The sequence below is a fragment of the Cohnella phaseoli genome, assembly GCF_003386235.1.
In the GTDB taxonomy this organism is placed as follows: domain Bacteria; phylum Bacillota; class Bacilli; order Paenibacillales; family Paenibacillaceae; genus Cohnella; species Cohnella phaseoli.
The window spans coordinates 39,766-51,587 of record NZ_QRDZ01000004.1; the positions used below are offsets into that span (position 1 = coordinate 39,766).

At 60.0% G+C, this 11,822-nt stretch carries 4 protein-coding genes; all 4 read left to right on the top strand.

What is annotated here, in order from left to right; genetic code table 11:
• Nucleotide 1: 1 nt before the first annotated feature.
• The 4 genes from DFP98_RS06515 to DFP98_RS06530 are packed head-to-tail and all read left to right on the top strand — an operon-like array spanning nt 2 to nt 11,790.
• Nucleotides 2–2,167 (top strand): AMP-binding protein, encoded by a 2,166-nt coding sequence (locus DFP98_RS06515; RefSeq protein ID WP_116059764.1) that lies wholly within the window; start codon nt 2–4, stop codon nt 2,165–2,167.
• Nucleotides 2,157–10,031 carry a non-ribosomal peptide synthetase/type I polyketide synthase gene (locus DFP98_RS06520; RefSeq protein ID WP_220377057.1) on the top strand — a complete coding sequence of 2,625 codons (7,875 nt, stop codon included), beginning with the start codon at nt 2,157–2,159 and terminating at the stop codon, nt 10,029–10,031. Before DFP98_RS06515 ends, DFP98_RS06520 begins: the two co-directional genes overlap by 11 nt.
• A complete protein-coding gene (locus DFP98_RS06525) occupies nt 10,028–10,783 on the top strand; it encodes a thioesterase II family protein (protein ID WP_116059765.1) in 756 nt (251 codons plus the stop codon). Before DFP98_RS06520 ends, DFP98_RS06525 begins: the two co-directional genes overlap by 4 nt.
• A 20-nt stretch (nt 10,784–10,803) precedes the next feature.
• Nucleotides 10,804–11,790, top strand: a complete 987-nt coding sequence (locus DFP98_RS06530) for a helix-turn-helix transcriptional regulator (protein ID WP_116059766.1) — start codon at nt 10,804–10,806, stop codon at nt 11,788–11,790.
• The last annotated feature ends 32 nt before the right edge of the window (nt 11,791–11,822 follow it).

The following is an 11,822-nucleotide window of genomic DNA, read 5'->3' on the forward strand; positions in this document are numbered from 1 at the left end:
CATGATCGACATGGATAAAAAAAGGCGGCACGACGTCGAATCCATCCATCGCATCCTGGAGCTGCGAGCGCGGCGCACTCCGAACAAACAAGCTTACGGTCTGTTGGACGAGAACTTCCGTCTGACGGAAATCACATATGCGGAATTGCTGGAGAGAGCATCTGCGCTCGCTTCCTGCCTTGCGGAGCGCAAGCTGGCCGCTGGCAGCCGCTGCTTGCTGATGTTCCATCAAAGCATCGAATTTATTGTCGCCTTCTTTGCCTGCTTGCGCGCAGGGACCGTTCCCGTACCCGTCAATATGCCGGGGAGGAACCGGCCGCTGACCAAATGGGAAGGCATCGCCCGGAACGCGCAGGCCGACTGCATTCTGACAGACCGCCTCCTGGTGGCTTCCTTGGGTGAGACTTTGCAAGGCTCGGATACTCTGGCGGCTTTGCCGCTCTATGCCGAAGAGGAGGGGCCTCACGAGGAAACGACTGCTGCGTGCCATGCGCTGGCCTTTTTGCAGTATACCTCCGGCTCGACCGGAGAGCCGAAAGGCGTAATGGTTACGCACGCCGCGCTCTTGAGCAATTTGCGGCAGCTTGAAGCCAAGTTCGCCTTCGACGAAAACAGCGTCATGGTAAGCTGGCTTCCGTTTTACCACGATATGGGCCTCATTCTCGGTATTCTACAGGGCGTCTATTCCGGCTATAAAGTGATTTTAATGAAGCCTGCGGACTTCATGCAGCAGCCGGCGGCTTGGCTGAGAGCCGTCTCCGTCTACGGCGCTACGCATACCGGCGCGCCTAACTTTGCCTACCGGCTTGCTGCAGACAAGCTGGAAACATGGGATCGGGACGGGGAGGAGCCGATTGCGCTGAACGGCTTGCGAAGAGCTTTTTGCGGCGCGGAGCCGGTCGATCTTCAGACGCTGACCCGCTTTGCCAACGTCGCGAAGCACTATGGCTTCGACAGCGGCGCGTTATCTCCCGGTTACGGCTTGGCCGAGGCGTCGCTTGTAGTTGCGACCTATGGAACGAGACAGCGCGTCGGTTGGCTGAAGCTTGACCGGGCCAAGCTGAAGAGCAATGTCGTTCAGGTGCTGGACGGCGGGAGCCTGGACAACGCCCCAATCGCAGCCGAATCGGAAGAAGCGGAAGAATCCGGGTCCGGCGCGGTTTATTTGGTGGGAAACGGCTTTGTCATCGACGGACATCGCTTGTCGGTGAGGCATACGGAGAATAGACGCGAGCTCGGCGAAGGTCAGATTGGCGAGGTGGTCTTCTCCGGGCCGTCCGTGACGCAGGGCTATTGGAATCGTCCGGTGGAGACGGACCTCGCTTTTCCATACGATGAGCGCAGCGGACGGATTGAATTGCATACAGGCGATCTCGGGTTCAAGACGGCAAGCGGCGAGCTCTACATTACGGGCAGAATGAAGGACTTGATCATTATCCAAGGCATGAATTATTACCCGCAGGATATCGAGAGAACGGCATTCGAAGCCGATCCCGAGCTCCGCCCGGACGGAGCTGCCGCTTTCTCCGTCGATCGGGGCGGGGAAGAAAAGCTGATTGTGATCCAGGAGGCGAATCGTTCGGCGGTCCGAAATCCGCAATGCGAGAGATGGGCGGCGCGCATTAGGGATCGGGTGCGAAGCGTGCACGACATTTCCGTAGAAGCCGTCGTCTTTGTGCCGCCGATGCACATCCCCCGGACGACAAGCGGCAAGATACAGCGAGGCAAGGCCAAGCTCATGTACGAAAACAACGAATGGGCCAAAACGCTGGGCATCTGCGTGTTCGATCGAGAACCGGGCTATACGGAACGAGTCGGCGCGGAAATCTCCAGCGAGCCGCTGCTGGAGCGGTATATCGTCGAGCTTGTCGCGGAGCAGCTTGCCGTTTCCAGCTCCGTGATCGACGGGGAGCTTCCTTTTATGGAGCTGGGCCTGACTTCCGCGATGGCGCTGTCCGTGCGTCATTCGTTGGAGCGGGCTACGGGTCTGAGCATCTCTGCAACGGCGCTGTTTAACTATAATACCGCCGGACGGATGAGCCGTTATTTGTTTGCGCTTCTTCGCGGCGGCGATGTCCCGGGCGACTCCGCTCTTGATGAGCGCTCGGAGTCGGAATGGCTGGAGCTGTTGAAGCGGGAGCTGGGGGGTGAAGCGCGTGCCAACTGAGCTGACCGATACGGGGCGGGTAATCAAGGAAGCGCTGATGGAAATCAGAAGGCTAAAGCGGCAATTGGATGAACAGCGGCTTATCGCTCGTGAGCCTGTGGCCGTTATCGGCATGGCCTGCCGTTTTCCGGGAGGGATAACGGGGCCGGAGTCGTTCTGGAAGGTGCTTATGGAGATGCGGGATATGATCGGAGAAGTTCCGGCGCACAGGTGGCAAAGCCGAGCGGCTTCCGCAAGCGCTGATTCCCCTTATTTGCGGAAGGCGGGTTTTCTGACCGAGGATATCGAGGCGTTCGACCATCGGCTATTTCAGTTCTCGCCAAGGGAGGCGGAAAGAACCGACCCGCAGCAGCGCTTGTTTCTGAAAGTCGTGTGGGAGGCGCTGGAAAACTCGGGTTATGCGCCGAATACGCTGAAGGGCTCCAAAACCGGTATCTACGCCGGGATCAGCTTGCCCGACTACATGTACGCCTTGCATCTCGATCGGCAAACAAGCGGAACGACGGAGCCTAACGATGTCGCCGGCAGCGGCTTTTCGTTCCTGTCCGGCAGAGCGGCCTACTTTTTCGGGTTTCAGGGTCCCGGCATTACGGTGGACACTGCCTGCTCCTCTTCGCTCGTGGCCGTCGATCAGGCATGCAAAGGCTTGATGGCCGGTGATTGCGAGATGGCGGTCGCCGGCGGCGTAAATCTGATGTATTCGCCGCAAACGACGGAGCTTCTGTCGGCCTTGGGCATCTTGTCGTCAACGTGCCAAATGCGCAGCTTCGACGCGGGAGCGAATGGAACGGTCAGAGGCGAGGGCTGCGGCGCGGTCATACTGAAACGGCTCTCGGCCGCCGTAAGAGACGGGGATTCCATTCATGCCGTAATCAGGGGAAGCGGAGTGAATCAGGACGGCCTCAGCTCCGGCCTGACCGCTCCCTACGGCCCGGCTCAGGAGGCGCTGCTCGCGGACGTATGGGAGCGGTGCGGTCTGGACTCGCACGATCTGGGCTATATCGAGGCTCACGGGACGGCTACGGCGCTTGGCGATCCGATTGAATTGTCGGCACTGGGGAACGTTGTCGCCAAGGACAGGGAAAGCCGGCTCTACGTGGGAACCGTCAAAGCGAATATCGGCCATCTGGAAGCGGCTGCGGGGATTGCCGGGCTGATCAAAGCGATTATGGCCGTTGAGCGCGGTCGCATTCCGGGCAATCCGCATTTTGAAACCCCGTCGCCGCATATCGAGTGGGAGCGGCTTCCGCTGGATGTGCCGAAAGAGACAATCGCCTGGGAGAGCGGCGGCAAACCGAGAGCGGCCGGGGTCAGCTCGTTCGGACTGAGCGGCACCAATGCTCACGTCGTCGTGGAGCAATACCGCGGCGAACGGCAAGATGACCGGGAGCCGGGGGCCCGCGACAACGGAGGGAAGCGATGGCCGTTCAAATTCAGCTCCGTTACCGAGGACGGGCTGCGCGAGCAGCTTGCGGTTTTCCTTGAGGCTTTGGAGCGGCAGGGGCGGGACGCGGCTCCCGGCTTGCCGGACCTGGCTTACAGCCAGAACATCTCGAAGGCCGACCTGAAGATCAGGCTGGTCGTGTGGGCGGGCTCTCGCGAAGAGCTTGCAGCCGCGATAAACCGTGCCCTTGCGGGAACGCCCCACGCCTCCGTTAGCCGCGGCGTCCGGGACAAAAAGGTCGTCTTTCTGTTCACGGGCCAGGGCTCGCAATATCCGGCCATGTTCACGGAGCTGTACCGCGATAATCCGATATTCAGAGAGGGCATGGACCGCTGCAGTGCGGTTTACCGGGAAATTACAGGTCATGATGTGATGGAAATAATCGCTTCGACCGGACATGACTTGAACGAGACGCGTTATACGCAGCCGGCGCTGTTCGCCGTAGAGTATTCGCTTGCGCGGATGTGGATGGCATACGGCGTCGAGCCGGCCTGCATGATCGGTCACAGCGTCGGAGAATATGCGGCGGCATGCATCGCCGGAGTGTTCGAACCGGAGGACGCGATGAGGCTCATTACGGCACGAGGCGAGTTGATGCACAGGCTGGCCGAGCGAGGCAAGATGGCCGCAGTATTCGCCGGAAGGGAACGGGTGAGGAGGCTGCTGGGAAGTAGAACCCGCGTAGCCGTTGCCGCTGCGAATACACCCGGGCAGACGGTCGTTTCGGGCGCGGCCGAGGAAGTGGACGAGGTGTGCCGGGAGTTAAACGGCGAGGGGGTGCGAACCGTTCCTCTGCAGGTGTCGCACGCTTTCCACTCCCCCCTTATGGCGCCGATGCTGGCCGAGTTCAAAGCGATTGCGCGAACAGTGAAATACAATGCTCCGAAGAAAGCGATAATTTCCAGCGCGACAGGTCGGCCGATCGACAGCGAAATGGCTTCCCCTTCCTATTGGACCTGGCAGATCCAGGAGGAGGTGAAGTTTCTGGATTGTATCCGCTCGCTGGACGATGTCGCGGATTACGTGTTCTTGGAGGTAGGGCCGTCCCCTGTGCTGACCTCTATGGTGGAGGACATTTGCGGCGGTCGGACGGATTGCGCGGCATCCCATATTCCACAGCGGGACGCGGCGGAGCAGATCGAGAGAAGCTTCGTTCATCTGTATGGTCGAGGCGTTCCCGTGAAGTGGAGAGCGCTGTATGCGCATGCGAATCTCCGCAAGATAGCGGTGCCCAATTACCGGTTCAGCGAAAGACGCTTCGGTCTGGACGGCCCGCAGGAGCATTCGCGACCAGTTGAAGAGAAGCGGTCGATTGTTCTCGCAGCGGCTTCGTCCGGTCCGCTTCCCTTGACTCCCGAAGAGCGGAAAGCCTATATCCGACAAGCGCTGATTCGGGAATTAAAGCTGGAGGAGGACGAGCTTGCGGATGAACGGAATCTGCTCCTGCACGGATTAAACTCGATTGTCGCCGCCAGGCTGGCGGCGCAGTGGGGGAACGAGCTGGGGATCCGGCTGAATCCGGGAAGGCTGCTCGGCCAGTGCACGATTGCTCAGTGGGCGGATATGCTCGGCGAGCAGACGGAGCAGTCGGCCGGAGCGGAGCCGGAGACCGCCGCCGCGTTCCGTATGCGGCCGGAGCAGAGGGGCGAGCCCTTCCAGCTAAACGAAGTGCAGCTCGCTTACTGGGCGGGAAGGAACGCCGAGCTGGAATGGGGAGGCGTTGGTTGTTACGCCTATTTCGAGATAGACGCCGGGGGGCTGGATCCGGTCAGGTTCAAGCAGGCGCTGGTCGCGCTTGTGCGACGGCACGAGATGCTCAGAGCGGAGATCTCCGCGGACGGCATGCAGCGCATTATGCCGGACATCGAGCTGCCGCTGGCGGTATACCGGCAAGAGGAGATTGCCGATCTGCCCGCACATCTCGGTCTCGTCAGAGACGAAATGTCCGCACAGGTGCTTCCGCTCGGCCGACCGATGTTCGATCTCCGTCTGACGGAAATGGGCGAAGACAGCTGGCGCGTCCACTTCGGCATCGACTTTTTAATTGCCGATGCGCTTAGCCTGCATATTTTCTGGAGCGATTTGGACCGCTTATACAAGGGCGAGCCATTGCCTGAGCTTAAAGCTTCCTTTAAAGATTATTTGCAGTATGTTTCCGAACGCAAGCAAAGCTCGCAGATTCGGCGGGACAGAGCGTACTGGCTGGGCAAAGCCGAGGGCTTCCCGTCCGCTCCGGAGCTGCCGGTCAATCTGTCGCAGGCGACCTTGGATCGGAGAAAGTTCGTCAGGCGTCAACAATGGCTTAGTCCCGAAGCTTGGCATGCTTTCGCGCGCGCGGCGGCCGAACGTCGTCTGACGCCTTCCGCTGCTCTGCTCGCGCTGTACGCAGAGGTGTTATCGGCTTGGGGAGGGGGCGGCAGGTTCGCGGTTATGCTGACGGTTTTCAACAGGGAGGCCGTTCATCCCCAAATCCACGAGGTCATCGGCGATTTTACGCAGCTTGCGCTTGTAGACATCCGGCGCGAGCAGACGACGGCAGGCCGAAACGCGGACAGCGTTCAGCGGCAAATGCAGGCCGATCTGGCGCATGTCGGCTATTCCGCGATCGATTTCGTCAAGGAGTTGAACAACAGAGACGGAGCGCAGGGGCGGATGTACCCGGTCGTATTTACGAGCGCGCTCGGCATGGAGCAGCTTGGGGGCGGCTCCTCGACGGCCTTTATGAACAATCTCGGGTGGTCCGTCTCGTCGACCCCGCAAGTATGGCTGGACCATCAGGTCTATGCGGAAAGAGACGGGGTTACGCTCTCCTGGGATACGCTCGATGCGGTCTTTCAGCCCGGCGTCGTCGATGCGATGTTCGCCAAGTATGTCGAATTGGTCGAGAGAGCGGCAACCGAGCCGGGGTTCTGGTCGGAGACGCTGACGGATCTGCGCACGGACAGCCAGAGACGCGTTCATCGGCGCGTTAATTGCACGGACAACGCGTATACGGGCGAACTGCTGCACGGCCACATTCAATGCAGGGCTTATACCGACGCGGACAGAACTGCGATGATATGCGCCGATCATTCTTACAGCTACGGGCAGCTTATGGCCCGGGCCGACCAAGTGACGGAGCTGCTGCAGGAGCAAGGCGTGAAGCCGGGAGATAAAGTCGCGATCCGGATGGACAAGTCCTTCTCGCAAATTGCCGCGGTGCTTGGCGTTGTCCAGGCCGGAGCCGCCTATGTGCCGTTGGCATGCGATCAGCCGGTCGGCCGGATGCTGGACATTGTACGTAGAGCCGGGATTTCCATCCTGCTGGCCGACCGTGCAGAGCCTGCTATCGGGACGGAGATCGCGCAATTCACGGCGGCGGATTGGGAGGGCAAGCAGGGCATTCGGCAAGCCGTCGATCTTGATCCGGCAGAGCTGGCCTATGTGATCTACACGTCGGGCTCGACGGGAACGCCTAAGGGCGTGTGCATTGCGCATGGCGCCGCGATGAACACGATTATCGATGTCAACAGTCGCTTGGGCGTGACGGCTGACGATCGGATTTTAGGCGTGTCCGCCTATAACTTCGATCTTTCGGTCTACGATATTTTCGGCGTGCTGTCGGCCGGAGGAACGCTGGTGCTGCCCTCGGAGGAGGAGCGAACGGACCCGAAATGCTGGAGAAGGCTGTCGATGCAGCATGGCGTCACGCTGTGGAATTCGGTTCCCGCCTTGCTCGATCTCTATACGGATTATTTGCTCGAATGCGGCGAATCGGCGGTCGACGGCGGAATCAGGCATATTCTGCTGTCCGGCGACTGGATTCCGCTAGGCTTGTTCGAGAAGGCCGGGAAAGCCCTGCCGAACGCTGCGCTGACCGGTATGGGCGGGGCGACGGAGGCGTCGATCTGGTCGAATTTCTATCCGATACGCGGCATCGATCCGGACTGGACTTCCATTCCATACGGCTACCCGTTGGCGAATCAGGCGTACTACATTCTCGACGAATTCGGCAGGCCGTGCCCGGATGGGGTGAAGGGGCAGCTGCATATCGCCGGGAAAGGACTTGCGGACGGTTACCTGAACGAAGAGGCGCTGACAAGCAAAGTCTTCTATCGCCATGCCGAACTGAACGAAAGGCTGTACAGCACCGGAGATTATGGTCGCTATATGAAGGACGGGGCGATCGAGTTTCTCGGCAGAATGGACAATCAGCTCAAGATTAACGGCTACCGGATTGAAGTCGGGGAAATTCAGGCGGCGTTCGCCAAATGCGGCGTGGCCGGGGACGTTATCGTTGTGCCCGTCGGCGAGCGAATGGAGAGCAAGAAGCTCGTTGTGTATATCAAAGACGATGGCGCGACGTTGCCGGAGCCGGAATTGAAGCAGCTTCTTAGAGGATACTTGCCGGGCTACTCCATTCCGGAACGCATGATCGCCGTGCCTGCTTTTCCAATGACCGCCAACGGGAAGATCGACCGGAAGGCGCTAGTCCGAAGCTTCATCGATATCGACGGGCAGAATCCTTCCAAGGCGGCTTCCGATAGAGCAGAACAGCCTCCCGAACGATCTTCCGAATCGCCTCAGGAACTGCATTCGGTATTTCCCGAACCGCCTCAGGAGCTGCATCCGGTGTTGCGGACGGTTCGCGAGGTTTTGCGTATGCCGGAGTTGAAGCCGGCCGATCGTCTCGGCGATCTGGGCGTATCGTCCGTCGATATGATTCGTCTTGCCAACCGTCTGGAAGCCGAATATGCGGATAGGCCGTCCGTTGGAGAGATAATCGGACACGAGTCGGTACAAGAGCTGCTCGATTACTACGGGGAGCGGGCCGGGAAGGCGAGCGAGCCGCAGGAAACACCGGAGAGCCTGCCACAGCCGATCGAGCCGGAGGAGCGCCGGGAGGATACGGAGGCCGAGCGGCTGATCGAGCGATGCCGTTCGCTGGGAATTCGGCTGCGGGCGGAGGACGGCCGGTTGACCTACAAGGCTGCCGCCGGGGTTATGACGCCGGAGCTGCAGGCCGAGCTGAAGTCGTGCAAGCAACAGTTGCTCGACTACATCCGGGAGAGAGGGGACGAAGCGGAAGGCGCGGCCTGGCAGTCGGGAAGCCGGGCGTTCCGTCTGACTCCGATACAGCTCGCTTATGTGCTGGGCCGGGGGGCGGATTACGAGCTTGGCGGCACCAGCGCGCATTATTATGCGGAGTTCGAGTGCAGACATATCGATGCCTACAAACTTGAACAGGCCGTAAACGAGGTCGTCCGCAGGCATGACATGCTGAGGACCGTTATCTACGAGAACGGCACGCAGGAAGTCTTGGCTCACACGCCCGTTTTCCGCGTCCCGGTTCGACAAATCGGGGACAGGCGGGAGCTGGAGGCCATACGCAGCGAGTGGTCTCATCATGTCTACGACCTTGGGGAATGGCCGATGTTTCATGTGCAGATCAGCCGTCTTGACGACGAATTGTCGCGGCTTCACTTCAGCTTCGATTGCTTGATCGTGGACGGCTGGAGCGCGGAGATGATGTTCCGGGAAATTTTCAAGGCCTACAACGGCAAACCCGTTTACGAGCCCGAGTTCACCTTTCGGGACTATATTCGCCAAGAAGCGGGCTGGCTGGAGCGGAAAAACTATCATAAAGCGTCCGCGGATTATTGGGAACGGAAGCTTGCCGATACTCCCCCGGCGCCGCAGCTTCCGTTCCAGACGCCTCTCCAGAACATCGCCGCACCGCGCTTCCGCAGATTAAAGCTGGTACTGACGGAGGCGCAGACCCGCATTCTCGAAGAGCGCATAAGAAAGCATCGGTTCACGCCTTCCGCCGCCGTCTGCACCGCTTATATGAAGGTGCTGTCGCACTGGAGCAGCCGCAAGGACATCGCGCTTAATCTGACGCTGTTCAACCGCCTGCCGCTGCACCCCGATGTGCCGCACATGCTGGGCGACTTCACGAATATTGCGCTGATCTCCTATGAGCCGGAGGACGGGGCTTCCTTTGTCCAAGAGACGGAACGGATTCAGGCGCAGCTATGGCAGGCGGTCGAAAACCGCACGCATGACGGCATCGGCCTGCTGCGCAGGCTTGCCAGAGACGCGCCCGGCAAGGCGGTGATGCCGGTCGTGTTTACAAGTCTGCTGTTCGGTGAGTCTTCGGCCTTCGAGGACGACGATTTTCCGCCGGACATGAAGGAAGTATTCGCCATCAGCCAGACGCCGCAGGTCGTCATCGATCATCAGGCGTACAAACGCAACGGCTCCATGACGCTGATCTGGGATTATGTCGAGGAGGCGTTTCGCTTGGCGGAGATCGAGGCGATGTTCCGGGCGTACACGGAGCTGATCGAGCGATTGATCGCCGATGGAGACGACTGGCGGCGGGAGATGGCCGTTTCCGGTGAAGGTTATGCCGGCTGGCGAGAGGAGCTGAAGCGATGAAACGGTCGAACAACTGGTTCCCGTTCGGCTGCGGCGAAGAGACGCCCGGAGCGGACAAAATGTTCATCTTCCACTATGCGGGCGGAAGCTCGTCCGCATTCCGGCATTGGGCCGCGCACCGCCGTCCGGTCGCGTGCATTCCCGTGGAGCTGCCCGGCAGAGGGACGCGGGTATCGGAGAGCTGTCTGGAGCATATCGATGAGCTGATGGAGCGGCTGCTGCCGGAGCTGGCCGCCGCAATCGCAGACGCCCCGTTTTACTTGTACGGGCACAGCATGGGGGCGGCCATTGCCTTTGAAGCGGCTTGCCGCTTGCGCAGCGAATGGGGCTTGCGGCCGGAGAAGCTCTTCGTCGCCGGACGGCATGCGCCGCATCGTCCCGATCCATCTTCGTTCAGAATCGAGATGGGTGATGATGCGCTCATCGCGGAGCTTCGGCGCTTAAACGGAACGCCGCAGGAGGTATTGGACAACGAGGAGCTGCTCCGGTTTTTGCTGCCGACGATCCGCAGCGACTACAGGCTGCACGAAAGCTGCCGTTACCGGGGGCAGAAGCTGGACGTTCCCCTTGTCGCGCATGCCGGAAAGCTGGATTTCGAAGCCGGTCCAGAGACGATGGCGCATTGGCGGGATGCGACGGACAAAGCGTTCGAGCTGAAGGCGTTTGAAGGAGATCATTTTTTTGTGCAAAGGCTGGGAGAGGATTACGTGTCGGAACTGCTTCGAGATGCCACGTATCGGCTTCGCGCCTAAAGAGGGGGTTTGTCCGGGAGATGAACGACGATTTTCATGAGCACTTTAATCGGTATTTGCATGATTTCCGGTCTGCCGGCGGCGGGGGACTGTCGCCGGACCTCATCGACCTTCCCGAGTTTATGGGACAAGGTACGATTACGCGGACGAAGCTGCGTCCGGGGATGGAGCTGATCGTGGCGAACTGCCGGCTGAATGACGACCGCACGATAAGGTTTCATTCGGAGACGCCGATGATCGAGCTGAGCTTCTGGCTAGACGGCAGCATCAAGTGCAGCCTGGGAGGCGAGCGACAGGCCGCCGGCCTCCCCCAGAGTCGGCTCCTCTTCGCGCGAAGGATGCGCTCGGAAACCCGCTACAAGGGGGGCCAGACGATCGAAACGTGCGGAATCCGCTTGTCGGAGTCCGCATTCGCTAGTCTGATCGGGTCGCTTGGCGGCGACGCCCCGTTGAACTGGAAGCGGTTATTGGCGGAGGGGGAAATGTCGGCTCGCGTATTTTGCCAGGCGATCGATCCCGCGGAGCAGCTTCATATCCGCCGCTTGCTCGCTTGCCCGTATGTTCCCGCCCTGCGGAACATGTACTTGGAGGGAACGGTGCTGGAATTGCTGGCCGGTTATTTGCAGCGGTATTTGTTCGATGATCGGGAAGCTTGCCGCAAGGATGCGAAGAAGCTGGGCCGAACGGTTGCGGCGAGCATCCGGTCGGCTGCCGATACGCTTGTCCGCCGCATGGACGATCCGCCAAGTCTGCCCGAGCTGGCGCGTCTGGTTCAGCTTAGCGAGTTCAAGCTGAAAGCTGGCTTTAAGGAACTGTACGGGACAACGGTGTTCGGATATTTGCGCGAGAGAAGGATGGAGCGCGCATTGCAGCTGCTGGAGCAGGAGAAGATCAGCATTTACGAGGCTTCCTTGATGACGGGATATTCCAATCCGAGCCACTTCGCCGCCGTATTTCGCGATAAATTCGGCTTGAATCCGAGCCGATGGAGAAGGGACAAATCTTGAAATCGCCGGGAATTGGCCAATATCGCCCGCAA

Coding starts and splice junctions, on each gene's coding strand:
- DFP98_RS06515 (WP_116059764.1), top strand. CDS start 2: ATGATCGACATGGATAAAAAAAGGCGGCACGACGTCGAATCCATCCAT.
- DFP98_RS06525 (WP_116059765.1), top strand. CDS start 10,028: ATGAAACGGTCGAACAACTGGTTCCCGTTCGGCTGCGGCGAAGAGACG.
- DFP98_RS06530 (WP_116059766.1), top strand. CDS start 10,804: ATGAACGACGATTTTCATGAGCACTTTAATCGGTATTTGCATGATTTC.